The sequence below is a fragment of the Paenibacillus sp. GM1FR genome (assembly GCF_002803315.1).
GTDB classification, from domain to species: Bacteria; Bacillota; Bacilli; order Paenibacillales; family Paenibacillaceae; genus Paenibacillus; species Paenibacillus amylolyticus.
Genome location: NZ_MKZL01000012.1, coordinates 1 through 26,681 on the forward strand (window position 1 = coordinate 1; position 26,681 = coordinate 26,681).

Below are 26,681 nucleotides of genomic sequence, written 5' to 3' on the forward strand. Positions count from 1 at the left end.
CTTCATAGGGATAGCTCTCCTTTGCTGTGTAGCTCTGAAATGGTGGTCTTCTTACTGTCCATTTTAACCTACGATGTGCAGCAATATGGAGGGCTATTTTTTGCGGTTACGTTCATCATAGCTAGCGATACCGATTCAAGCAAGGTGAAACTCTTCGAAGCAGCGACCTATTTCCCAGCCGAGGCGAAGGGTGTCGAAGTCATTGGTTTTCGTATTTTCTTCATTCTTGAACTTACGAGCGCTCCCTGTGTAATTACAATTTTCTGCGGAATCTTGTATGAAGGCAGCTTGTCCTGACAATATTCCCAGATGGATCGCCGCAGATCGGTGAGAGTACATTCTGTAGCCAGCCGGATAGTCACCTTCACCCTCTGACCCGTGATACCACTCTGTTCTCCCGAAACTACGGCCGCTTCAATACATTCCATCTCTTCCAGAACACCCTCGACCTCGGCAGGATACACTTTCCGTCCCCCTACGTTAATGATCTCGGAACGACGTCCCAGAATACGAATGTAACCCTGCTCCAGCACAACTTCATCCCCAGTACGTAGCCACCCGTCCTCTGTAAAAGGTGAAGGTGCATTCAAATATCCGATCATCGCAGTTTCGGTATGGATCTGCAATTCTCCTTCCACCACCCGGTACTTGACCCCTTTATCTTGAATGGAAAACAGCAGCGAGCCTGGCTCTTTGGAGCGGGTTGGCAGAATGCCAAGTTCAGACATGCCATAGGCTTGTATCGTCCTTAGTTGTGGAAATCTCCGGTTCCAGGCTGCCAGTACGGATTCAGGCATCACTTCCGATCCGTATGACACAACCTCGAGACTCGACAGATCATACCCCTCATCATTTCTACCCAGCAGCAACAGATTCATAAATGTTGGAGAGACCGGAAGAGCCTGCACACGAAACTTCTCAATCGTTCGGCACACTTCTTCGGGAGATCGATCTGCAATGATACAGAGACAGCCCCCACTGGACAGGGATTGCAGCATTGTATTCACACCGCCGATATGATCAAACATCATAAAAGGAATCGTTCGCAAAGGCCGAACCTGCCGCCGAAAACCATGTAACAGCCGATCTGCACGATGCACAGTCGCTTTACTCACTCCGGTTGATCCGGATGAAAAGAGTACAAGTCCGCCTACGCCTTCTTGTGCCAGCGAGGATAACAACACAGGAACCTCTCCAGATAATTCACACGTTTGCCGAATGCACAACTTGCCTTCTTCAACGCCCAAACGCCACTTCACCTGTGCCAGCTGGATATATTCCTCTCGTTTGGCTTCAACCAGGTTCCGATCCATGGGGAGCACGACACACCCTTGTCCGAGCAAAGCAACCAATGCTGCCGCTGCATAGGGAGAATAATCTTCCTCCAGCGTTACAAGTTGCCCAGTCAGCTTTTCTGCTGTAATCCACTTACTCATGATGCCAACCTGTTCCAGCAGCCACCGATAGCTGTACTCCTGATCTTTCCAGATCAGCGCAGGTTGCTGTCCCTGTTCCGCGAATCGTTCAAGCAAGAATTGGTTCAACATCTTGCATCCTCCTTACCGTCAGGCGCCCATTGCTGTGCGAGATAATCAACAAGTGAATCCACGGTCTGATATGGGCTTTCCGGCATGGAAGCAGCAGCCATCTCCGCCAGTGCGGCTCCCATCCCCGTTCCCCATCGATCTTCGATTCCCTGCTCTACCATTGCAAGCAATGACACGAGTTCCAGCGAATCCAGTTGCCCACTTCGTCCGTACAGTGGAGCGTTACCACCCTCACCAAGTGGAATCGTTGTATTATGGTACGCGTTTAACTCCCGGCAACTATCCAATACGATACGGAGCAAATCCTCCCTGTGTTCTTGTCCAATCATCAACACGGCCTGACGTGGGAAGCAATCTGCCTGAGGTATGGACTGTCGAAGTGACTCATACCATTGCCATTCATCGGTGACCAACATTTTAATTACACTTGTTAACTGTACTTTCCACTGCTCACGCTGCTTTATCCGACTGACCTGAAGCATATTGTAGGCCTTCTCCCAACGTACAATAATGTCGCTGAATTCTCTCGCATATTGATCAAGTGGAGAACCTAGCCATAAGGCAGACTCCTGAAGAAGATCTCGAAGAAAATATCGACTCCATCGCATATCAAACAGCAGACCCGATATTAACATTTCATTGGGCGGATCCCCTTCATTCGCCCCACGCAGTGCATCTAAGAGTCGCAGAGACACCGCATGTCCAAAATGAAAATTCCGCTCTCCTTGTGTAATCGTCCGGCCTGTCAGAAATTCTTCAATCTGCGTTGTTAACGCCTGGATCAACATGTCTCGGTAACCGTCAGAGTCCAGCTTCACAGTCGCCCGAATGTCCATGGTTCCATACGTTCGGAGTTCTTCTTTGCGCTTGGCCTGCGCAAGCTCAGGTATGCTTTGGTTACCTTTCCAGAAGTCATGAAAGCCCCTTTGAGTAACCCTCCCCTTATACTTGGAGGGCACGGGATCGTAGACGTGAACATGCTCATCATCCAAACCATATACGGCAATCCAATGGTCTACCAGATGTAGTCGGGAGCCCTGCTTCACATGTTTGCGAATGTACTCGGGATTCTGATAATCCTCACAGTAAGGCAGGTGATAACTGGTTCCTGTAGCCAAAAAAAGCCCACCTTCGCCAATATACTGCCTGATCTGCGTCTTGCCTTCTTCGAAGCTGTCCAGCTGTCGCTGACCATATATCTCCCAGATCGGCTCTACATAATCCAGTTTGTGAAAATAAGGCTTCACCAGTCCGTTATCCCCGCACGAAGGAAGGCTGTACAACCGACTTGCCGCCAGCAGTGCAAGACTTGTGATGGATCCTTGTCGATGGAGCACTTCATGAATCAGAGGAAAATTGCAGGGATAATAATAAGGAATGTCCAGCACTGGAGCGAATGAAGGAATGATCATTTTGGGCCTCCTGTTCCCGTTTTGGCTGACGTACTGCCCCAGGATTGGATTAGGTAATGCACAGACATATCATCTGTCGCTCGAAATACCCGATTGGCAATAGGTTTGCCATCCACATCGGTCTCGAAACGGCGGAAACCACGTGTAAACCGGAAGGAGAACCCACTATCACGCGGGACTCGGTAACTACCTTCATATCGACCTTTACCAGAACGGACAAGCTTCATACCCATCCCACCATATATCGTTTCCTCCGAGTCTTCGTCGGGAGCTACCTCTGCACGAATGCAGACCTCTACGTGAGTTGACAATTCAGGAACGACGGTATAGATGCGTGTAGCAGACAGTTCCCCCACAGTCAGCGTGATGGATGCACTTCCAATACCGACAGGAACCAACTCTCCACTCGCATGAACCTGAAGCACATTCGGGTCACTCGAAGTATAATTCCCATGCAGCAGACTCTGAACCAACCCACTCTCGTAGTGCATTTGTGTATTGATACACACGGTCATTCCACCCTGTAGTCCGATGACATCCCTTCCAAGCAGTTCGAGCGAGGAGGGCTTACCCACGTGGCCGAACATGTACAGTAACGGGAGGTGAACGCGTGCTCCCCAGTCACCTTCCTGATGGCAGGCACCCTGCTGTTCCAGAAATGCCAATTCCTCACACGATCCTACTCCGCGTTCAAGTAATTGATGAGCTACCCTTCTGACCTGAGAAGGCAGAAACAATCCTTCCATATCTCCAATATCCATCCACATTCGAACGTCGGGTACCTCTTCTGGCAAGCGATACATGTTTTCTTCCAACAGTCCGCTCTCCGATGTTTCGTCCAGCTGCACATCTACATAGAATGGCGACATCATGATCAGTTTTCCAAAAACCTCCGGATTTCGCATCCCCATGTGCAATGTACAAAGTGCTGCGGCAGATGAACCCAACAGCCCGGTATTCTGCTTGTCCGGCAGCGTCCGATAACGATGATCAATGATTGGCTTGAGCTCATGAATGATGAAATGCTCATAGGCGATGCCTGAACACCCCACACTCACGGCCTCTCTCTCCGGAGCGACGAAGTGATAGAATTCGTTGTGCGTGACTGGACGGACATGCGTAATGCCGACAATAATCAGTGATTCAATCTGCCCCGAGGAAATAAGACCGTCTGCTGTCTGGTCCATATTCCATGTTTCATTGCCTGGCCCGGATGGACCAAAAGCCCGCTGCCCCGCATGAACGTACAGAACCGGATAATGCCGAGCTGCCTGCCCATGGTAACCGGGCGGGAGGTACACATAAATGTTGCGGATATTGCCCAGCCGCGACGCCTGAATGCCTTCCAAACATTCGATGACAGAATGGGTACTCAACGATCATCAACCGCCTCTCTTCTCCCAATTCGACTGCATAATACAAATAACCCCGCCTCAGAAGAGACGGGGTTGTCCTAGAAAACACGTAAGTGTCCCGGGATACATAGCCCTTATATTGTGAATCTGCGAATAGTTTAAATCCCCGGACGTGCTTTTGTAAACATAAAAATAGAAAATAAATGCTCCCAAAAAAGTTATTGACATAAGATCCAATATTTCTTACGATAACGTTGTGATCATAACTCGAGGGCCATGCTTTTAAACCTGAGCGGTTTAGGACAACCCCGGTAACTCCCGAAGGAGATGCCGGGGTTGTTGGCGTGTCAAAAGGAGGGAAGTCTTCAATCCACTGCGTAACACTTCGCTGTATTGAAAGCGCTATTATTCAAGAGCCGGGTTGGTTGTTTATCTAAACTACTACATTCACGAGAAGGGTGGATTACTATGTTTCAAATGGCCAAACGTGTACTCCTCAGCACAACACTGGCACTCAGTTTACTTGCAGGGGGCGCACTTCCCTATCTGCCTGCTTCAGCGATCTATGCCGATGCGGATACCGCGGTTACCAACAAGCAGAACTTTAGTACAGACGTCATCTATCAGATCTTTACGGACCGCTTCCTGGACGGAAATCCTTCCAACAATCCTACCGGAGCTGCCTACGATGCTACTTGTAGTAACCTGAAGTTGTATTGCGGAGGCGACTGGCAGGGTTTGATCAACAAAATCAACGATAACTATTTTAGCGATCTGGGCGTTACGGCATTGTGGATCTCCCAACCGGTCGAAAATATCTTTGCCACGATCAACTACGGCGGCGTAATCAACACAGCGTATCATGGCTACTGGGCACGTGATTTCAAGAAGACCAATCCGTATTTCGGAACGATGGCTGATTTTCAAAATCTGATTACAACCGCTCATGCCAAAGGCATCAAGATCGTAATTGACTTTGCACCGAACCATACGTCTCCTGCCATGGAAACCGATACGTCCTTTGCAGAGAATGGCAAGTTGTACGATAATGGTAATCTTCTTGGCGGATACACGAACGATACAAATGGATATTTCCATCACAACGGCGGCTCCGATTTTTCCTCCCTAGAGAATGGTATCTACAAGAACCTCTATGACCTCGCTGACCTGAATCACAATAACAGTACCATTGATCAATATTTCAAAGACGCAATCAAGCTATGGCTTGATATGGGCGTGGATGGCATTCGCGTTGATGCGGTGAAACATATGCCTCTCGGCTGGCAAAAGAGCTGGATGTCCTCCATCTATGCACATAAACCTGTATTCACTTTCGGTGAATGGTTCCTGGGATCTGCTGCATCTGATGCGGATAACACGGAATTTGCCAACGAATCCGGGATGAGCCTGCTTGATTTCCGCTTTAACTCTGCCGTGCGTGACGTCTTCAGGGATAACACATCCAACATGTATGCTCTGGATTCGATGATTACAGGCACAGCGGCAGATTACAATCAGGTGAATGACCAGGTCACGTTCATCGACAACCATGATATGGATCGGTTCAAAACAAGTGCCGTGAACAACCGTCGTCTGGAACAAGCGCTGGCCTTCACGCTGACTTCCCGCGGCGTACCTGCCATCTATTATGGTACCGAGCAGTATCTGACGGGTAACGGAGACCCTGATAATCGGGCCAAAATGCCTTCCTTCTCCAAAACAACCACTGCTTTCAACGTGATCAGCAAGCTGGCCCCTTTGCGCAAATCCAATCCAGCAATCGCCTATGGCTCCACTCAGCAACGCTGGATCAATAATGATGTGTACGTTTATGAACGCAAATTTGGCAAAAGTGTAGCTGTTGTTGCGGTGAACCGTAATCTCTCCACACCAGCAAGCATTGCGAATCTAAGCACTTCACTGCCAACAGGCAACTACACCGATGTACTGGGCGGTGCACTGAACGGTAATAACATCACTTCCACCAATGGCAACGTCTCTTCCTTCACATTGGCAGCCGGAGCAACCGCGGTCTGGCAGTATACAACGAGCGAAACTACACCAACGATCGGGCATGTGGGTCCGGTGATGGGCAAACCGGGTAATGTCGTTACCATTAGCGGACGTGGATTCGGCTCCACCAAAGGTACCGTATACTTCGGTACAACATCTGTTACCGGGGCTGCGATCACATCCTGGGAAGATACGCAGATCAAAGTAACGATCCCAGCGGTTGCCGCAGGCAATTATGCTGTGAAAGTAGCTGCGAACGGTGTTAACAGCAATGCGTATAACAACTTCACCATCCTTACGGGTGATCAGGTCACTGTACGATTTGTCATTAACAATGCTTCCACCACACTGGGTCAGAACATCTATCTGACAGGTAACGTGGCAGAACTGGGCAACTGGAGTACGGGCACAACAGCTATTGGCCCTGCTTTCAATCAAGTTATCCATGCCTACCCAACTTGGTACTATGATGTGAGTGTGCCAGCCGGGAAACAACTGGAGTTCAAATTCTTCAAGAAAAATGGAGCGACCATCACGTGGGAAGGTGGTTCCAACCACACGTTCACCACACCAACCAGCGGTACAGCGACTGTAAATGTAAACTGGCAATAAGATAATCCGTCTATAAGCTAACCCGGAGTTACGCTAACGAGCGTATGCTCCGGGTTTTGCTATTGGATTATGCTATATAAATTGAACAAATGACTCTACACTTGACCACTACACGGTCAGATCCATCTCCCATCGCTGTTACCCCCAGTTGTTTTAATTCCCTTCTATATAGGGAAAATCTGGAGCTAGCGTATGCTTCCAATGTAGCTTTCTTTTAGAAATCTTTTAGGCGAACGCTTCGCTTTTCCGGATTGTATCTGACTACTCCGTTATCGTGTAAATGTTTATAGTTCAACTAATATAGAATGGATCTATATCTCACATTTCTAATGATAGGTTCGGATCGACTTCAACGTTGTAGCGGCCAGAATACCTGTCGCCAGCAGTAATATGCCCACGCCTTGCAGCACAGAAGCTGCCCCCCACTGATCAGCCAATACGGAGACAACCGTCAATCCCAGAATAGGCGCTGTACTGGTGATTGTTCCAACCACACCATAGACCCTTCCTTGCAGCTCGTCCGGAACCGCCGTCCTCAGCATAATTTGGGTGAGCATTGTGCAGCAGGCGAACATCGCACCTCCGCCCACGATGAACGGTAACGCCATAATTGGGGAGGATACATTCGCCAAAAAAATATAAAGCGGCCCTAATACAATCAGACCGATAAATACCCATCTCCCTCTTCGCTTCAATCGTTTTCCCGAAGCAATCAACAATGCAGAGCCAATCATATATCCGAGTGGAATACAGGTCTCAATTAATCCAAACTGCACCGGATTAGCCTCCCATACCTTGACCGCCATCACTTGAACCAGCATCATGGCTGACATGAAAAATAATATCAGCAACGGATTGAGCAATACGATGGATCGGATCAAAGGATTCCGATAGATGTAGGCAAACGAACTACGCCATTCCTGAGCAAACGTGGTCTGCTGACTACCGGATCGCTGTACCTCAGGAAAGCGACCCGCCATCAGCACACAGACTGCGGACAACAGGAAAGTTGCCCCTGTAATTAATATGGCGACAAATCCTCCAAATGCAGCAACAGCTACTCCCGCCGCGGCTAGTCCGCTGATTCGGGCAAGATTATCCACCATATGAATGGTTCCGGTTGCTTGTTGAATATGCTCCCTGCCTACCATACTTGCTTCAGAGGGGTGGAATGCAGGTGCCTGAAACAAACTTGAAAACATGGACAGTGAGAGCAACAACAGCACCACCGGGAACGGCGCATGCGAACCGAATAAGCTAATCGCAATCAGCACAGCCATCACACCGCGAAATACATCAGACGCCAACATCAGCTTCCTGCGATCCAATCGATCTGCGACCGTACCTGCCACCGATCCAAATAAAAAACTGACGGCCATATTGCAGATCTGTACGGCCGCCATGCTCTTCGCACTGCCTGTGGTCTGTAACACCCACAGACTGATCGCAATCCCATTGAAGCAATCCCCGAAGACCGAGATGCCGTAGCCGTACAAAATCCTTCGAAAGGTAACATTACGCCAAAGTGTTGGCGGAGCTTTAGTATTATACAATGCAGCTTGTCCATCTTGGTATCCCATAATCTCGGGCTCACTGGACGGGTTCATGCCCATACATCACGTTCCTCCCTAATCATGATTCGAGCCCATACAGAATCAGGCACTTCCGTAGCAGTGCCAGTCGACAAAGACATGACATCACGGAAGTGCCTGGTTAGCGTGCCGCAGGGATCGCGGCTGACTATGCTGTTATGGCACAGTATTACCCTTTGGAAGCTCCTGCTGTCAGACCCTGAACAAGGAATCGCTGCAGGAAAACAAACAGCAGTGTAATTGGAATGGCGATCAGTACCGCCCCCGCAGCAAACATCGTAAAGTTACTGTCCTGATAACGGTTGACCAGATCCCACATGCCCACCGCAAGCGTCCAGTTCTCTTTCGTCCGCAGCACCAGCCGGGCGAAGATAAAATCCATCCACGCACCGGTGAAACTGGTTAGTGCCACATAAGTCAGCATCGGCTTGGATAACGGCAGGATGATGCTGGTGAATACCCGCAGGTGACTCGCACCATCCATACGCGCCGCTTCGTCCAGGCTGCGCGGGATGGTGTCAAAGAAACCTTTGACGATAAATCCGCCCAGTACCGCTCCTGATGAATAGACCAGGATAAGCGCAGCGTGGGTGTCGAGCAATTTAATTTGCAGCAAAATGATATAGATTGCAATCATGCTCATAAAGCTTGGGAACATGCCGAGGATCAGCATGGTGGAGAGAATCGTTTTACGTCCACGGAAGCGGAAGCGGGACAAGGCATACATCCCAAGTGTCACCATCAGCGTGGAGAAGATCATCGTGAAAAAGGCAATTTTCAGCGTATTCATATACCATCTGCCGTACATAAAGGACGGGTTATTGAACAGCTCACCGTAATGGGTCAACGTGAAAGCTTCCGGCCACAACCGTTCACTGAACAATGCCGCGCCAGGTCTCAGAGAAGAGAGAAAGATCCAGAGCACCGGGTAGATGGAGACAACGGCGATGATCAGCAACAGCACATAACTCAGGGCCAAACGCAGCGGATTATTACGTGTCTTCATTGAATCATGTCCTCCTCCTTGAATGATTTGGAGCGGCGGAAGTTCCAGATAGAGAATGAAGCGATTATAAGGAAGATGATGATCCCTACCGCTGAAGCCATGTTGAACTTATTATTGTCGAGTGTGAGCTTGTAGAGCCAGGTCACCAGCAGGTCCGTTGCCCCTGCGTACTGGTAGTCTCCCCGCAGTGGATTTCCGTTGGTCAGCAGGAAGATGACATTGAAGTTGTTGAAGTTTCCGGCGAACTGCATGATGAGTACCGGAGTTGTGGCAAAAAGAATGAACGGCATCGTAATGATCCTGAACTTCTGAAACGCAGATGCTCCGTCCACTTCGGCAGCCTCATAGAGGTCACGAGGGATGGCTGTTAATACACCCAGAATCAGCACCATACTGACCGGAATACCGATCCACATGTTGACAACAATGACGGTAACCTTGGCCCAGAACGGATCTGTCAGCCAGGGTAATCCCTCCAGCCCAAATGCTCTCATGTACGTATTGATTGGACCAAACTGACCATTGAACAAATTACGCATGAGCAGCAAGGAGATGATCTGCGGGATGGCATAAGGCAGAATAAAAATGGTCCGCCACAGCTTTTTGAAGCGTATGCCCCGCTGTTCAATCAACAGTGCTACAAGTACGCCACCAAAATAGGTGGTGACTGTAGCCAGGATGGCCCAGATGACCGTCCAAGTGAGCACGCCGTAAAATGTCTGGCTCCAGGATTTGAGCTGAATCAGATCACTGAACGTCTTGAAGCCCACCCAGTCCACGAGTTTGGCTGGCGGAATATGGTCCGGGGCCGAATAGTTGGTAAACGCGATCGTGATCGTAAACAGGATGGGCATAACGGTGAAGAAAAGAATACCCAATGCCGGGATGGACAGGAACAGATACGGAAAGTTTTTGTCCATCATGTTCCGAAGCGAAGCCGCTGCGCCCAGGGTCTGCTTGCCTTCCTCCCTCGCAAGTCCCGTGACATACGCATCCCGAATATTCAGAATGTAGATCAGGATAAACACAAAAAACACCAGCAGTACGATAATGCCATCAAGCAGCAAAAAGATGGAATGGTCTCCCCTTTGAAGTACGGTGGACCCATTCACTTTGACAAAACGCTGTGTATTTTCCCCCAGTGTCCATATGCCCCATACAGCCTGTGACAGGCGAGGAAGCAGGTACGCAAGCCCTGCTCCCTCCAGTAATAGTAGACAAATTCCCTTAATCCATTGTCGATTGTACAGCTGTCCAAGACCTTGCAGTATGATGGAACATATGGCCGCTGTCATCCGGTGCTGTCTTTCCCTGTTCGGTCCAACAGGCACCGGGACATGCTGCTGTTGCATTCGCTCTCTCCTCCCCGCCTATTGCTAACCTGTATACATTGAACAAAAGTGTACTTACACTGACCACTCCGATGACAGAATAAGCTTCCGATCAGTGATAAAGGCGAGCCTATGCTTCCGAAGTAGCTTTCTTTCAGAAAGCTTTTAGCTTCACTTCTTCAGCTTTCTTCTGTCCTCTAAGTTTTTGTGTAAATATGAAGTTCAATTTATACAGTTCTTATGCATTTCTTTGCACTCATCGTTCGTCCTTATTGGACGGTTGCAAGGCTTTCCTGGATCTGTTTCACGGCATTGTCCAGCGATGCCTTCACGTCCTTATCGGTATCCCAGATATCCGTAATGGCCGAAGTGATTGGTCCCCATACGCTGTCCATGGCAGGAAGCGAAGGCATTGGAGTTGAGTTATTGAACTGTTCCAGGAACGCCTTGTTGATTGGGTCCTCTTGTAGCTTCGGATCAGCAGCTACGTTTTTGTTCGCAGGAAGTGTACCGTTCAGGTCAAAGTTCTCCATCTGAGCTTCTTCATTGGAAAGGAACGCTGCCAAGAGCTTCGACGCATTCGGGTATTGTGTAAATGCATTCACATAATAGGCTTTAACACCTGAGAAGGAGGTCATCGGTTTACCATCGATTGCCGGAAGCGGAGCAACGCCAAAATCAATACCTGCATTGCGATAATCGGCAATGGTCCATGGACCGTTAATGTCCATAGCCAGCTTGCCGCTGGAGAATAATCCTTTTTTAATATCATAGTTCACATCACCCATCTTGAGCGGCAGCACTTCCGATTTCAGCGTCTGCAAGAACTGTCCACCCTTCTGGGCTCCTTCGTTATTCAGACCGAGATCCGTGCTATCCATCCCGTTGTCTCCAAAAATATAACCGCCCTGTGAAGCCAGGAACGCATAGTTATAGTAAAATTGCTGCAATTCCCACATCAGCGCATACTGATTGGACTTCACATTATTGAACGTCTTAGCGAAACTGATAATCTCATCAAAGTTTTTCGGAGCTTCTGGATAGAGTGCCTTGTTATAGAAAAGGGCGTAGGTCTCCACGCTGTACGGATAGCCGTACAGGATATCCTTGAACGTCACTGCCTTCAGCGCGTTGTCGCTGGTGTTCCCTACGGTCTCTGCTTCAAATATGTCATTGGGCAGAATAAGTCCCGCCTCTGAAGCGCTACCAATCTTATCATGTGGGAAAACAACGACATCTGCCGCCAGACCCGCTGGGCCATCCGTCGTCAGCTTGGTTACCTGATCGGTTGGAGGTAACTCCTCCATTTTGACCGTTACCCCATATTTTTCTTCGAATTTTTTGGCTCTTTGTTCAATAAAGCTGCTTTGATTTTTATCCTCCCAGATCACCAGCGTTGCACCTTCTTCAGGCTGAAGGTTCTCGGCTGTCAGCTCTACAACTTCCTCCGGATTCTCACCTGCCGTAGTTGGAGATGGACTTCCGCCTCCAGCCCCGCACGCAGCCAGTGTAAAAGCCATCATGACGGACAATGTTGCCCCTTGCCATTTTCTCATGTAAAATGTCCCCTTCCCTCTGCTTGGTCCAACAAAGTTCGCGCTTTTCACCCTTTTGTCTGCGTATGTTGTCAGGTTTTGCATCCCATATTCCATTTTGTACAAACGTTTGCTCAAATGGGAGACAAGATGACCTCTCCGTTCAATATGTAGGGGTAAACAAGTCAAGAAGTATGTAAATCCACTGATGTAAGCGCTACAATAACAATCACATCATACAATAACGATCTTTATTTGCACAAACGTTTGCACAAGCCATATTTGCTCAATTTTAACCAATTTCCTTCTTCTACCTACAGTAATTTCCTGTTTCCTTGTTCTGACTCTTTCTTCCTTAATTTCACTTCACGTGCATCCCTTACTCGGCAGTTAGCAATTGATTTCTCGTATCCTTTGGATTACCATAGGAGAATATTTATACGATTGTTCAGAAGGGATTTTTTTACATGATTACGATCAAGGATATTGCCAAATTGGCGGGTGTTTCCCCTTCTACAGTGTCACGGGTGATTTCCAACCATCCTAGAATCAGCACCAAAACGTCTCTCAAAGTGAAGCAAATTATGAAAGAATTGAACTACCATCCCAACATCATCGCGAAAAGCCTGGTTTCCAAAACAACACATACCCTTGGGATTATGCTTCCGCGTCCTGCAGAAGAGTTGTTTCAAAATTACTTTTTCGGGGAACTGCTCCGAGGTATTATTACACATGCCACCCGTATGAATTATGAATTGCTGCTAACAACCGAAACATCATCAGACAATGAATTGCATGCGATATCCCGCCTTGTGCATGGCCGTAGAGTTGATGGTATTTTGCTGCTTGGGTCCAAGCGAGACGATCCCATCATTTCATTTTTGGAAGCGGAAAAGTTTCCTTTTGTGTTAATCGGTCGCAGTGAAGCTCATCCAAATGCCCCCATGGTGGATAACGATAATGTGCAGACCGCTTATGATGCGACTCATCATCTAATCGCTCAGGGACATACTCGAATCGGATTTGTCAGCGGTCCTCCGGACATTACGTTATCGCATGATCGTATGTTAGGATACCAAAAAGCGCTTGCCCAAGCCGGGCTGGATGCGGATAGTGATTGGATTGTGGAAGGCGAATTTCTGCAGGAAAGTGGATTCAGAGCGATGTCGCTGTTCATGTCCTTGCCGGACAGACCCACCGCAATTGTTGTCATCGATGACAACGTGGCCTTTGGGGTATTGAGAGCTCTTGCCGAGCTTCATTATCTGGTGCCTGAAGATATCAGTGTGGTCAGTTTTAACAATATTGCATTATCGGAACTGGCTTCTCCACCCCTAAGCTCTATCGACATCGGGACTTATCAGCTTGGTTATACAGCCGTTCAGGTATTGTTAAAAATTCTTAGTGGGGAACCACAGCTTCATAATCCGGTCATTATCCCCCATCGTCTGATCGTGCGTGAATCCTCACTCTTTTCCAAACCAAGGCCACCCTCAGATTGATTCATTTCGGGTTTCCGTGTAGTAATGCAAACGTTTGTCCTACACGGAATATGATGCTGTTATCCACCGTGCATAGGTGCAAAAAAAGAAGCCGCATATACTCATGCGGCTTCCTTAATTCACACACTATTTCCGTACTCCATGCTTGTCTGCACTTGAATGGATTAATAAGAGCTCCAGCCAGCATCTGCTGTAACGACAGTTCCGTTCACGAAGCTGGACTCGTCAGATCCAAGGAACAAAGCCACTTTGGCAATCTCTTCGCTTGTCCCGATGCGTGGGTTGATTGCCATCCCAAGCTGTTGCCGCCCTGCACCGAAATGACTAATACCGGTCATGGATGTGCTGATATTGGTTGCCACAGCGCCTGGAGCGATCGCATTACAGCGAATGCCTTGCTCAGCATACATATACCCTGTATTTTTGGTGAAGCCCACGACCGCATGTTTGGACGCCGTATAAGCTGCTCCCGCACGTCCACCGTGCAATCCACCTGCCGAAGCAATGTTCACGATGACACCTTTTTGTTTTTCCAGGAAAATCGGCAATACTTTACGTGTTGTCCGCATCACACTGGTTGTGTTCACAGCAAACAATCTCTCCCACTTCTCATCCGTTATATCAGCTGCAGGCTCCATGCCATCCATAATGCCCGCATTGTTAATTAGAATATCTACTGTACCGTATGTGCTCACCGTCGTATCGATCAGATTTTGCACATCTTCTTCTTTGGCTACATTAGCCAGAACGACAATCGCTTCTCCGCCCTGTGCCTTAATATCATTCACTACCGCTTGTGCCGATTCTTCGTTAATATCCGATACAACGACTTTCGCGCCTTCTTGAGCATACAACGTGGCAATTGCTTTCCCCATACCTGAACCAGCACCTGTAACAACTGCAACTTTATCTTGAAGTTTCATTCCATGTATCCTCCTTTGTGTATTCGTTTACAATAAGTTAACAAACAAATGTTCATTAACTCTTATCCTTAGTATAATAAGTCATAGCGTTTCACTTCAATCAGTAAAAGCTTGTCCAATTGTACGTTAAACAACACTACTAAGCCTGAATGTACTTTAACTAATAAAGTGAACTCGCGAGGAGGTAAATAGATGTCTGAAACTCTGAATTCAATGGACCGAAGAATCAAGAAATCAAAAGCTGCACTGAAGGATGCACTCATCCATTTGATGCAAAAACATCCCTTTAAAGAAATTTCGATTACGGATATTGTGCAGCGAGCCGACCTGAATCGGGGAACTTTCTACAGGCATTATCAGTACAAAGAAGACCTGTTCAACGAAATTATCGATGATGTGATTCAGGATCTGGTAACTTCTTTCCGTAAACCCTATCAGGATGAGGAAGAGTTCCAAGTCAATCTGATGCCCTCTTCGGCGATCACTATATTTGAGCATGTACACCAGCACGCACAATTCTACACATTGGTTGTGAAATCTGAGGCCTCCTCCAACTTCCAGCGTATGATCTGTGATGTTCTTCGGGATCTGGCTTTACAGGATCTGAACCACATCTTCCCTCCGCACATCAACCATGAAATATTGGCAAGCTACCAATCTCATGCGATATTTGGCATGATTATGGAGTGGATCAGACAAGATTTCAAGCATAGCCCCGCCTACATGGCTGAAGAGTTGTTCAAGATCATCCATTACAAGCCTGACAATGTCGTGTTATAAAACTGAAATTTTGAATCATCTTACTTCCCTTTATTAGGGTGATTGAGATTAATTTCAAGAAAGCTTCCCACCAAAATTATGTAAATGTATTCCTGTAATTTCTGGTAATGATATGTTAGGTTATCCAATGGAATACAAACAAAAGGAGGATGACATTACATTTGAAGAAGTCGTGGATTATATCATTGATTACCAGTTTTGTTTTGCTTGGCGGAGTGCTTCTCTCTCCAGCTACTTCTGCTGATGCAGCCAAAGTAGCAACCTCTACATATTCAGATTTAGATCAGAGTTATGCAGAATTTAAAGAGTACACTAATCAGTTATTTGCTCTCGAAACTTATGAGGCCAAAGCCTTCACAGCTTTGGAAAGCATCGACACCCAGGTAACTTCAACCAATCGCAAGTCCATGTATCTTAAACTTACGAATACGGTGATCCCCAATTATACAAAATTGGTATCCAAGGCAAAACAAATCAAGCCTACCAACCCGCAAATCAAGAAAATCCACGCTACATTTGTTAAGGCAAGTTACACTCAGCTCGAAGGATACCTGTTGTACCAAAAGGCAGTATCCAAGAACAAAGTGAATTACACGTTACTAAAACAAGGTAATGCCAAAGTAAACACCGCTAGTGTTCTAATGGATCAATGCGAACAACAGTTATACGCCTATGCAAGAAGCTTGGGGTATGACAGTTAGTACCTATCTTCATAGAAGCCCAAAAAGCGACCGTTCCTCATGTTTAATGAGGAACGGTCGCTTCTTTTTCTAATTATAAATAAAGAGGACAATCAAATAGGTATTTATTTCTCTCTCTCCTTATCACAGCCCCAGCTTTTGCCCTTTCTCCAACCGCTGAATCTGTTGCTCGCCGGTATCCGCAAGTTCACGGAACTGGTTAATCGTCTCACGCATTCTTGGCAGAGCTTCCTGCTTATAAAGACTAATCGAATCGAGCGCCGACAGCACATCGGTGAACGCCTGTTTCATCGTATCCACGGAGATGCTGGCTTCATACGCCTGCTTCTGAATGGCAATTCCCTGATCCTTGAGCATCTTGGATGTTCCGGCGATCAGATCGTTGGTTGTCTGGTTCAGCAACTCAATTTTCTGCAATACAATCTTCTGATTATACAAAGCACTTGCTACTGTAACGGCAATTTTCAATGCCGAGATCGTTACATTCTTCGCACGGTCTACGCCTCGGATCAGTTCCTTATTGTTGCGAATCACCACTTCAATCGCCATGATACCCTGCTGGTTCACGACTAACATCTGCTGCAGATCCATCACCCGCTGACGGAGTGGGAACAACACTTCTTCCGTAATAAACCGGACTTTCTCGGGGTCCTCATTGCGGACCTTGGCGGCTTCAATCTGCGCGTCGATGGACTCATCCATGAGCACGCCAAGCTGGATTTCCTTTTGCAATCGCTTTGTGAGTTCTCGCAGGTTCTGTTGTTCGATCTCCAGCGTTGTATTATCGTTACGCAGGGTGGATCTGCCCTTATCCAAAGAGGTTACGATGTCAGCGATGACTGCGTCAGCCTTCTGGTATTTCAGGAAATAGGCGCGAAGCGGATTGAACAATTTCCCGAGGAAACCGGTCTTGGCAAAGTCGACCACGCTCGGGTCGAGATCCTTCAGTTGCATATGCAGCTCGGTCAAACCTTTGGCGACCTGACCGCCCTCGTCTCCCGTCTTGGACAGATGTCCAACGGAGACTTGAAGCAAGGCGTTTTTCTCAGAAGAGGATCTCATCGTGTTCATGCCAAAGCCGTCAATGGATTGCAAAATCTCTTTGCGCTTCTCCAGGGATTCGAGATCCAGTGTCATGATCATCTCTACGTTGGCATTTGCCACTTGTTGAAGCTCCGCGACCTCGGCGGGCACGGGTTTCACCTCTTCTTCGATCACCTTCTGAATTTCCTTCTGGCTCGGTATTTCCATTGAAAATGACATCTACAGTTCCCCCTTTAGATTACATCTGTACGTTAAACAGGTTACCAATCTTGTACACGACATCGTCGGTATCGGCATTGATGCTTGCGGCTTCGTTAATGCTGGAGATGCTCTCCAAAGCCTTGATGTCCGCGTTGTACCCAATCGTATAGATTGGCACTTTGTACGTTTCAACCAGATCACGAATATCCTTCAGGGTATGACCTTCGTTGGTCTCGCCATCACTCAGGACAAAGATCAACGGCTTCACGTTTGGATCAGCAGCCATATAATCTTCCAGCATCTTCATCGCCACCACGATCCCGTCAAAGGTCGCCGTACCACCGCCAGCTTGCAGACTATCAACTGTACCGACAAACATGGACTGCTGGTTCGTATCATACTTGGCAATCGGCAGATTCACGGTTACCCCGCTGGAGTAAGAAACCAGGCCAATACTATTCTCAGTGCCCAGGTACTTCTGACCTTTGCGTAGGGACTCCTTCAGTCGGTTAAGCGGTTCGCCGTCCATGCTTCCGGATACGTCTGTCACGAACACGGCGGCAATAGGTTTACTGCCATTCTTCTTCTCTTTCCAGACTTTCTGCGCGGACAGTAACGTGCCGCCATCCACGGTAGCCAGTTCGGATTTGTAATCCTGTAACCCGTTGAAACCGAACTCCTCCGCCGATTGTTGATACTTCGCCTGTGTTACGAATTCCGCAAACTTCTGGATGATTTCCTGTTTGTTCTGCGGCAATTGTCCCAATGCATACAACGGGCTATCATGTCTCACACCAAATGGTGTAAAGACGTATCCGCTCTTCAGATCAGCGGTATTCACATACGTCTGGTATTCGAGTACAAAGGCATCCAGTCTGCCTGACTTGGCAGCTTCCCGCATCTGAATCGTTGTTGACGCTGTAAACGGTACATTCGTCTGGAATTTTTCGAACCCTTCAATAGCCTTCTCGCCAAGCGGGTTGGCGCTGTCATACGTATTCAGTGCAGTCACCAGGAAATTCAGTCCTGTGGAGCTGGCAAATGGATCGGTATATCCCATCGCGAGTTCATTGTTGGCAATGGCTTCTGTCACGGTTTTTACATTAACGGAGCCGTACGTATCAACCAGTGCATCATATTTGGCTTTGGAAATGACAATACCCGGAACATTCCCGACCAGTCGCTCGGATACCATCTCTGTCTTCACCCCGCTGGCCTCAACCATCTCGCCCCACAGTTCATTGGAAGGTGTGAATGCATCCGGCATATACTTACCAGACTTGATATAATCGGTGGCCGTACCGGAGGCAATGTTGCGGATTTTGACCGATACTTGTTTCCCGCCAACGGTGATATTCGCTTTGTTGAACTCCTCGCCTACTTCGGTTAACCAGCCGTCTACCCCGCTGCCCGACTTCTCTGGGGAAGAGAAGATTTCGACGTAATCATTTGTTGTATTCTCTACGGCAATTGCAAATTTGGAGATATCCGGCAGTGATTCTGCCACATCGACCGGGTCGAGATCAATCTGTCCTTTGACCGGTTCCGCCGTCGCTGGCGCAATGTCCGCGTACAGTTTTCCCAGTTCCTTACCTGCATTCTCTGTGCTCACCTGTGTAGTCGACTTGCCAAAGTTCGACGTCAGTGTAATCCCTGCATAGACTAGACCAAATACGAGCACCAGCATTACAATCGATATGAAAAAAAACTTTCCCTTCTTGGCCATACTCGCAACCCCTCACTGTCTGTATAATTTGGTGTGCTTGATTAACTGATCAATCTCCTGCATACAAGGCATCTGTTCAATATCTCCGGCTTCGAAGCTGTCGAGGCGTGAAATCTCCAATAACAACTGATCGAGCTTGAGCAAAATTTCCTCATTGGTGTGAAGCGAATTCTTCACATAAGACAGATAATCGTTGTATACCTTGGTTTTTTCCTGAAAAAGCTTCTGGGGAAGTGTGGAGGACTTGGATTTCATCATGTTGGCATAGTCGGCTTCATCGAATACATTCAACCGGTTCAGCACACTGCGGATGTTCAGGTACAACAGCTTCTCCACTTCCAATGTGACCGAAGCGAATTTCTTGTAGCTCAGTTCCCCTGGATCAAAGCGTTGATGAAGCACATTCAGGAGGGTTTCTTTTTTCTTTTTCATTCGACTAAGTTGGGACAGCCCCAGCGTAATATCTTCTTCGAGGACTTTGATGCGTCTATAAAAAGATAGTGCTTCCACATAATCTTCATGCGTTTCAATATGCTTCACGGGCAGCACTACCGGTTGTCTGAACAGCAGGGCATAACTCCCATATAGGAGTGCCATTGCACTACCGAACAGAAGGGTAACGGATAGCGCAGTTGTGAATGCACCCTCCTCGAAATTCAGCCCGATAAAGCCGGGTGAGAATGCGAGAACATTCACAGCCACAATACCGAGGATTAATCCCAACAATTTTATGTACTTGATCATGTTCAATCATCCGACCTCCTTTCATGTTATATATTGGTGCTTCATGTCGTAATTTTCCTGTTCAACTTATTCTTATTGTACATGATGTTAACGCTCTCAGGTGGATATGATTGGATATTTGGATACTCATAATATACGTGGTTTGGGCTTATCCCATTTCATATTTTCAGGGACAACGTGGAACTTGGCAGGAAATTTTGTGGTCAATCCATAAAAAGCGAGTTTTACGAGACAGCAGATTGTGGAGATGAAATGTTATCAGGTAATACGTGGAAAATAGCTATGCGTGTCATTTTTTATATAAGACTTGTCTGAAAAAGGAGCAAAGCAAAAAGGACGAATCGGAGATCATCCGATTTCGCCCCTTTTACGTTGGTTCATTATTTTTCGTGTTCTTATTAAAATTTTGATGCCGTGTTCTACATCTAACGAACTGAGGTGACGTTATTAGGTACATTCCAGCTCTTCTGAAAATGTAACGAACCTGAGACACGTTATGTTCCCGTTTTAGGCGAAAAGACGTTGTTTATCGCTTATTTCGAATGAAATAGCATCGCTGAGATTCGTTACATTTTCCACCACATCAATATTGCCCATATAAGACGTGTACGGTTCGTTAGAATAAAAAAATGGCCGCCTTATTGCTTCGTCTGTAGCAGACAGATTGACGCTTCGCACTACCTGAACTTGAACAGCGAATCCATCGGGATTACCAGTTCGGGATATATAACCGATTGAATCGTTTCCTGCTCTGTATACTGATGACGGGTCTGGTAGCTGCCATCCTCCAGCGTGTACACATGGACGGTTTGATTACCGGGGTCAACAATCCAGTATTCGTTCACACCATATTTCTGATACAAGTTAAATTTTTCGTTAAAATCCTTTAACGCAGTCGAAGGTGATAACACCTCAATAATTAAAGAAGGCGCACCGTGACAGCCACTTTTGGATATCTGGTCTTTGGAGCACACTACCGATAAATCAGGCTGTACAACTTGATCTGGTAGGTCATATTGTTCATTTTCGCTAAAATACACATCAAAAGGGGCAACAAACACAAAACATTTCCGATTCTGAAAAAAAGTCCGTAAAGAGAAGTGCAGCTCACCCACAATAAACTGGTGCGATGAAGTAGGTACTGGCGACATATTAAAAGCTTTGCCGTTAATTAATTCCCATGCCCCCTCCCAAGTTAACCAGTCCTGAAAGTTATAAGTACCTTTATTATCGGGTTTTGCCACACTTCCAACCTCCTCTTCCGATTAACCGTAATTTATTTTCATTATTACATTGTGTTTGCGCCTTTTCACACCATACCTCTTATTACGAAAAGATGGATTCCGGTTTGCTTCGCGTGGTGCGCACCTCTACAACTTTCCCGGCACATCCATTGTCGCCTTTCGCCTGGAACATTACCGTAACGCTTTCTTTACCTGATGTAACCGCCTCAGGAATATCGTAGGTCACATAGAACACGTCGCCAATTTTATTCATGTGAATTCGCTGCTCACCAATGAGTGTTCCATCCACGGTAATGGCGAATTGTCTGTCATATAACGTACCTTCCCGTTTAAACGCGGAATGATCTCCGCCCCAATAGGCCACACATAGATAATTGGTTGCTTCACGATCCACCGCCAGTTGATAACTGAAGTAAGCCCCACTGACGCCAAAAGCCTCTCGCCACATATGCAACTTCTTACGGCCATCTGTGGTTGAACCGTTGTGGTGCTCACCACGGCAATTACTATCCAGTTGATGTCCGATCTCATCCTGCTGACCATCCGCCTGAACCCTGTCGATCGTAATATCGTTCAACTCTTTCTCCAGGGCGTCCCCTTCATCGTTAAACGGCCAGTACACAGTATAAAATTCGTGATGCACATCATAGAACGGAATCAGCTTCACAGCTTCGCCAGTGGAAGTGACCTTCTTGCTAAGTTCAAATGTTAACGTATCTGCATCCACAACCTTGATCCACTCTCGTACATCCTCCTGCTCCGTCCAGATCACAGGTACAGGTGCAGTCTTGGGATTCAGCGCTGTTTCGTCCACGATCGTATCCTCGGGAAGGCCCTCGTTTCCTAGTGCACCAGCGAGTACTATTGGGCCGTACAGGAATGCCACTTTGTGGGAATCATCCCGGGCAGTGTACTGGCGGAGTGACATCGGCAGTGTGATGGTGATGACATCGCCCGTTGTCCATGTGCGGTCGATGGAAAGATAACCGGGTTCCATCCGTGTATACGGATGTTCCGTATCCCCGTTAACTGTTGCCGTCATTGGCTCTTGCAGCCATGAGGGCACACGTAATCTTAGATGAGCCGAGGCGTTGCCTCCGGTGATCGTCAGGGTTACCTTTTCCGAATAAGGAAAGTCGGTTTCAAGCTTCAGGGATAATCCCTGTGACGCCCAATCCAGTTGGGAAGCGATATACAGATTGACGTACAGGTCCTGTTCATCCTCAAAATAAATCGCCTCGGCATATTTGCCCGGGTTCTCCATGCCTGATCCTGTGCAGCACCACCAAGCGGTATCGTGAGTACCATAGATTTTGTAGTGGCCTTGCAGCGTTGATGCAAAATACGTTTTGTTCCCCGTATCGGGGTCCTGCGTGCCGAGGATGTGATTATAGATGGCGTTTTCATAATAGTCCATGTAGGCGCTATCGTGATTCCAGGCGAAGAGTTGCTTCGTTAGATGTAACATGTTGTGGGTACAACAGCTCTCTCCCGTTTTGATGCCAAGACTCTCCATACCCTTTGCTTCGTAATGCTCCGAAATGCTCGTCGCACCAAATACGTATGAACGATGATGCACCGTGGTGTTCCAGAAAAACTCTGCCGTTGTCCGATAACTCTCATGAGTATGGTCCTGGTTGTAGATTTCGGCTGCACCGATCACTTTGGGAATCTGAGTATTGGCGTGTTTGCCTTGAAGATCGTCCTGTTTGTGCTCCAAGGGTCTCAGGATCAATTGATGGGTGAACTTGTTAGCGATCTCAAGATATAAGGCTTTGCCGGTAATCCCATACAAATGTGCAAATACTTCATTCATGCCCCCGTGTTCACTTTGAAGCATCGTCTGCATCTGTTCTTCTGTCATCGGGAGCAAACCTTCGACCGCCCAGTCTGCAAATCGAGTAACCACCTCAAGTGCCTGTCCGTTGCCAGTCAGTTTATACGCGTCAATCAGGCCGCGATAGATTTTGTGCACACTGTACCAGGGAACCCAGTATTCACCGATATTGAATCCACCGATATTCTCTGCTCGAAAAGCCATGTGGAAAGGTTCTTCGGACAAACCACCGATATACCCGCTCCCCGTGGTCTGCTGGATTCTCGCCAGTTCGGTGACCGCATAATCCAGTCTTTCTTTTAACGTGATATTCCCGGTTGCCTGATACGTCACAGCCAAGGCAGACAGATAATGTCCGAGGGAATGTCCGCTGATGGTACGTGCCTCCCAACCCGCGTAGCGCTCTTTTCGGGCAGGTAAACCATGCGCTTCGAAGCACGGAGCCAGGAATCGATCAATATCCAGCGATAACAGGTAACGCTCCCCCACCTCTTGTGATGTTTGGAACACACCATTTAACAGATCTACATGTTCCGGTCCCAGAAATCCTTTTTTCGTATCAATCATGACACTCACTCCTTCTCGGGATGTAATAGATATCCATTGATTCTTGAGGGGTAAAATCCGTTTTTTTAGCTACAAGACTAATACTCATCAATCCACTTTAGAGCTTGAATATCCTCATATTATCAAATAAAATACAATTACATCAGACTCATAATCCAAGAAAAGGTGGATAAATCCGTCCTATGCAAAAGCCACTGGAACATTACCTGTGCGGCAAGTTCATATCCGAAGGCAACTGGAGCCACATGAGACGCAGCATGCCTGTGTATGAGATCATTTTGATGCTGGAAGGTGAGATGTACATCACGGAAGAAGAGGAACAATATGTAGTTCGTGCCAACGATCTGTTGTTTCTGCGGGCCGGTCGCACCCATTACGGCTACCAGATCAGCGACGCCCCCGTCAGCTTTTACTGGGTTCACTATGATGCCATTTCGGCAGAATTCAACCAGTTTAGGACACATGCCACCATTCAGGTGCCTTCCATGGCCAATCAGTTATTCAAGCAATTGCTGCATGTGTCATCCTTCTCACCCGAGGAAGCCAACGCGGCTTTGTTATTGTTGTTCAGAGAACTGGAGCGGAATATAGAGGCCGATTATCGCCCGCACAATGCAATTGTGGACCATATCTGCAAGTGGGTCGATATTCATCTGCATACAAACATCACGGTGAGTCAGATTGCGGAAAATTTTAATTTTAATAAAGACTATATCTCCAAAATGGTGAAACGCGAGAAAGGTACTGGACTCAAAACCTATATCCTCACAGAACGTATTCGCCGGGCAAAACAGTTGCTGCTCAACACCAATGCCAGTGTAAAAGAAATCGCCGGACAGTGCGGCTTCTCCGACTACAAGCTATTCCTGCGCATGTTCAAACAATACGAAGGCAATACGCCAACCGAATATCGCAATCATCTGTATTCCACACAGCTCAATCGCTGATATGCTTTGATCTATAGAAATGACTGAGTTACCTATAGAAAATTTGAATGAATCGGATTGAATCCGTTATGGTAAAATGCAAGAAAACTATATTCCATGCTTAACCCATAAGAGAAGAGGAATTATAAGATGACAACGGCTGCCGTTACGATTCATCCTGCCACAGAAGCAGACCATCCAGAGATTGTAGATATCCTTGTTGCAAGTTATGCCGAGTATCGGGAGACTTTTGAGCAAAATGAACGCTGGGAAGCCTACCTAAAAGATATTCGAGAGTCTGTGGTTAATCCGTACCTGACACAATTATGGATCGCGAAGATTGATGATCAGATCGTTGGTACAGTTCAATTATTCGAAACAGCACGCAAGGCTTATCCAAACTTTGAATTGCCGATCGATTATCCGTTTATTCGGCTGTTGGGTGTTGATCCAAAATGGAGAGGTCACGGGATTGCCAGAGTATTGCTCCAGCAATGCGTAGATTCTGCCAAAGAGATGGGCAAAAATACGGTGTACTTATATACGGGCGGTCAGATGGTTAATGCCATCCGTTTATATGAGCGTTTTGGATTTACAGAGGATAAGGAATTCAGCTCCGAGAGTGACGGGGGCAAGGCGATCTGCTACCGTTATGATTCCTAGTGGAGGGTAACAGCAACACGGGATCTGCGAACAGAGAATGAAGTGTAAAACAGACCGATCATCTTCATGACGGTCTGTTTTACGTTTATAAATGTCAACTATATAAGTTGCACTAATCATTTACACGATAACGGAGAGGACAGAAAAAACCTGAAAAAGCGAAGCGTTCGCCTTTATCCCCGGATTTCCCCTCGAGAAAAGGGAATGGAAAAAAATCTGGGGATAACAGCGATTGGAAGGTTATTCTGTCATCGTAGTGTCAGTGTAAATAAATTTTAGTTCAACTTATATAACATTTGCAATGTTACATCGCTATTGATTTTTTAGCCGCCAATCTCTACCAAAATCTTCGCATGGCTCTTGTCGCTCATCAACAGCTCCAGTCCTTCCTGCACGATGTCGTCCAGTTTGATTTTCTTGGTGATGACCTGTTTCACATCGAGCGATCCTTCCGCAATCAATGAAATTACTTCAGGGAAAATGTGGCGATATGCCAGTGTTGCCGTTAGATTCGCTTCTTTGACCAGAAGATCGAAGAAGTTCACTTGAAGCGGATTTGGAATCGCTGCGATGACAACAACTTCTCCACCTTTTTTGACAACCGCAATGGCGCTATCCATCGTTGGCTGCACACCCGCTGCTTCATAGGCCACATCAATGCCGCCCGATTGTTGCAAGATCACCTCGGTTGCATTGACTTTGGCACTGTTTACCGGGATCGCTCCCAGCTTGGCTGCCAAGTCCAAACGTTCCTCAAATACATCGACTGCATAGATTTCAGATGCTCCTGCTGCTTTGGCAGACAGAATCGTCAATAATCCAATTGGACCGGCTCCGTATACGGCTACCTTATTCCCCACTTTCAGCTTGCTATGACGAACCGCGTGAAAGGCTACTGCCGTAGGCTCAACGAGCGCGCCTTCTTCAAAAGTTACGTTATCCGGTATGGGATGAACCATGTAGGATTCAACAACAACGTACTCCGCAAAACCACCATCACCATTCAGTCCAACGAATCCAAATTGAGTACACTGGTTATAACGCCCCTGGATACAGTACTCACATGTTCCACAATGGTACAACGGCTCTACCACGACTCGATCCCCTACACTGATACCGCTTACATTACTCCCCAATTCACTCACGGTTCCTGCAAATTCATGACCCAATGTCAGCGGCGCTTTCTGTCCTGAGAGCGGATGATTCTCGCCTTCTTGAATGCCCACACCATGATGATAGGCATGCAAGTCACTGCCGCAGATCCCTGCATATTCCACTTTGATTTTGACCTGACCCGCTTGAGCGACCGGAACCTCCCGTTCTTCCACACGCACGTCTTTATGGGCATACCATACTGCTGCTTTCATGAAGTTCATCCCCTTTATATGATTGTCTATATATTATATCGCTGTTCATGTAT

General features: G+C 47.2%; 20 protein-coding genes. 6 read left to right on the forward strand and 14 right to left on the reverse strand.

All coding sequences use genetic code 11. The features are described 5' to 3' along the window. Positions 1-167: 167 nt before the first annotated feature. Genes PAEAM_RS11825 through PAEAM_RS11835 form a run of 3 tightly spaced genes read right to left on the reverse strand, consistent with a single transcriptional unit; the run spans position 168 to position 4,335 of the window. Positions 168-1,547: an ANL family adenylate-forming protein gene (locus tag PAEAM_RS11825; RefSeq protein WP_100527679.1), complete on the reverse strand. Its 1,380-nt coding sequence runs from the start codon at positions 1,545-1,547 to the stop codon at positions 168-170. Further along, positions 1,541-2,959, reverse strand: coding sequence for a cysteine peptidase family C39 domain-containing protein (locus tag PAEAM_RS11830; protein ID WP_100527680.1), 1,419 nt, complete (start codon positions 2,957-2,959; stop codon positions 1,541-1,543). The genes PAEAM_RS11825 and PAEAM_RS11830 overlap by 7 nt, the downstream gene beginning before the upstream one ends. After that, positions 2,956-4,335, reverse strand: coding sequence for an alpha/beta hydrolase-fold protein (locus PAEAM_RS11835; RefSeq protein WP_100527681.1), 1,380 nt, complete (start codon positions 4,333-4,335; stop codon positions 2,956-2,958). Before PAEAM_RS11835 ends, PAEAM_RS11830 begins: the two co-directional genes overlap by 4 nt. 456 nt (positions 4,336-4,791) lie before the next feature. Between PAEAM_RS11835 and PAEAM_RS11840 the strand changes: the two genes are divergently transcribed. After that, positions 4,792-6,939 carry an alpha-amylase family glycosyl hydrolase gene (locus PAEAM_RS11840; RefSeq protein WP_165789900.1) on the forward strand — a complete coding sequence of 716 codons (2,148 nt, stop codon included), beginning with the start codon at positions 4,792-4,794 and terminating at the stop codon, positions 6,937-6,939. Between the two features lie 326 nt (positions 6,940-7,265). Here PAEAM_RS11840 and PAEAM_RS11845 read toward each other — a convergent pair whose 3' ends face one another. The 4 genes from PAEAM_RS11845 to PAEAM_RS11860 form a co-directional block, all read right to left on the reverse strand. Further along, positions 7,266-8,552 (reverse strand): MFS transporter, encoded by a 1,287-nt coding sequence (locus PAEAM_RS11845; RefSeq protein WP_100527683.1) that lies wholly within the window; start codon positions 8,550-8,552, stop codon positions 7,266-7,268. A gap of 148 nt (positions 8,553-8,700) precedes the next feature. Beyond that, the gene (locus tag PAEAM_RS11850; RefSeq protein ID WP_017690474.1) at positions 8,701-9,537 is read right to left on the reverse strand and encodes a sugar ABC transporter permease; all 837 of its coding nucleotides are present in this window, start codon (positions 9,535-9,537) and stop codon (positions 8,701-8,703) included. Next, positions 9,534-10,889 (reverse strand): sugar ABC transporter permease, encoded by a 1,356-nt coding sequence (locus PAEAM_RS11855; protein ID WP_047841752.1) that lies wholly within the window; start codon positions 10,887-10,889, stop codon positions 9,534-9,536. The genes PAEAM_RS11850 and PAEAM_RS11855 overlap by 4 nt, the downstream gene beginning before the upstream one ends. Before the next feature lie 248 nt (positions 10,890-11,137). Further along, positions 11,138-12,424, reverse strand: a complete 1,287-nt coding sequence (locus PAEAM_RS11860; RefSeq protein ID WP_076253451.1) for a sugar ABC transporter substrate-binding protein — start codon at positions 12,422-12,424, stop codon at positions 11,138-11,140. Positions 12,425-12,870: 446 nt separating this feature from the next. Here PAEAM_RS11860 and PAEAM_RS11865 point away from each other — a divergent pair, with 446 nt between their 5' ends. Next, positions 12,871-13,905: a LacI family DNA-binding transcriptional regulator gene (locus PAEAM_RS11865; RefSeq protein WP_036672606.1), complete on the forward strand. Its 1,035-nt coding sequence runs from the start codon at positions 12,871-12,873 to the stop codon at positions 13,903-13,905. A gap of 164 nt (positions 13,906-14,069) precedes the next feature. Here PAEAM_RS11865 and PAEAM_RS11870 read toward each other — a convergent pair whose 3' ends face one another. Next, on the reverse strand, positions 14,070-14,828 hold the full coding sequence (locus PAEAM_RS11870; RefSeq protein ID WP_036672609.1) for an SDR family oxidoreductase: 759 nt from the start codon (positions 14,826-14,828) through the stop codon (positions 14,070-14,072). Between the two features lie 192 nt (positions 14,829-15,020). On the opposite strand from PAEAM_RS11870, the gene PAEAM_RS11875 reads away from it, so the two are divergent. Both PAEAM_RS11875 and PAEAM_RS11880 read left to right on the forward strand, forming a co-directional pair. Beyond that, a complete protein-coding gene (locus PAEAM_RS11875; protein ID WP_100527684.1) occupies positions 15,021-15,608 on the forward strand; it encodes a TetR/AcrR family transcriptional regulator in 588 nt (195 codons plus the stop codon). A gap of 185 nt (positions 15,609-15,793) precedes the next feature. Then, positions 15,794-16,309 (forward strand): hypothetical protein, encoded by a 516-nt coding sequence (locus PAEAM_RS11880; RefSeq protein ID WP_165789895.1) that lies wholly within the window; start codon positions 15,794-15,796, stop codon positions 16,307-16,309. A gap of 123 nt (positions 16,310-16,432) precedes the next feature. On the opposite strand, the gene PAEAM_RS11885 is transcribed toward PAEAM_RS11880, so the two are convergent. The 5 genes from PAEAM_RS11885 to PAEAM_RS11905 form a co-directional block, all read right to left on the reverse strand. Then, complete coding sequence (locus PAEAM_RS11885; protein WP_017690481.1) at positions 16,433-17,572, reverse strand: toxic anion resistance protein; 1,140 nt, start codon at positions 17,570-17,572, stop codon at positions 16,433-16,435. A gap of 19 nt (positions 17,573-17,591) precedes the next feature. Continuing rightward, on the reverse strand, positions 17,592-19,280 hold the full coding sequence (locus tag PAEAM_RS11890; protein WP_100527685.1) for a vWA domain-containing protein: 1,689 nt from the start codon (positions 19,278-19,280) through the stop codon (positions 17,592-17,594). A 12-nt stretch (positions 19,281-19,292) separates the two neighbouring features. After that, entirely contained in the window at positions 19,293-20,024 is a 732-nt protein-coding gene (locus PAEAM_RS11895) for a hypothetical protein (protein ID WP_100527732.1), read from the reverse strand. 677 nt (positions 20,025-20,701) lie between these two features. Beyond that, the gene (locus PAEAM_RS11900) at positions 20,702-21,268 is read right to left on the reverse strand and encodes a Uma2 family endonuclease (protein ID WP_100527686.1); all 567 of its coding nucleotides are present in this window, start codon (positions 21,266-21,268) and stop codon (positions 20,702-20,704) included. Between the two features lie 82 nt (positions 21,269-21,350). Continuing rightward, positions 21,351-23,672 (reverse strand): beta-L-arabinofuranosidase domain-containing protein, encoded by a 2,322-nt coding sequence (locus tag PAEAM_RS11905; RefSeq protein WP_100527687.1) that lies wholly within the window; start codon positions 23,670-23,672, stop codon positions 21,351-21,353. Between the two features lie 182 nt (positions 23,673-23,854). Here PAEAM_RS11905 and PAEAM_RS11910 point away from each other — a divergent pair, with 182 nt between their 5' ends. After that, positions 23,855-24,619: a helix-turn-helix transcriptional regulator gene (locus tag PAEAM_RS11910; protein WP_100527688.1), complete on the forward strand. Its 765-nt coding sequence runs from the start codon at positions 23,855-23,857 to the stop codon at positions 24,617-24,619. A 129-nt stretch (positions 24,620-24,748) separates the two neighbouring features. Continuing rightward, positions 24,749-25,261: a GNAT family N-acetyltransferase gene (locus tag PAEAM_RS11915; RefSeq protein ID WP_100527689.1), complete on the forward strand. Its 513-nt coding sequence runs from the start codon at positions 24,749-24,751 to the stop codon at positions 25,259-25,261. Between the two features lie 323 nt (positions 25,262-25,584). Here PAEAM_RS11915 and PAEAM_RS11920 read toward each other — a convergent pair whose 3' ends face one another. Then, positions 25,585-26,628, reverse strand: coding sequence for a 2,3-butanediol dehydrogenase (locus PAEAM_RS11920; protein WP_100527690.1), 1,044 nt, complete (start codon positions 26,626-26,628; stop codon positions 25,585-25,587). Between the last annotated feature and the right edge of the window lie 53 nt (positions 26,629-26,681).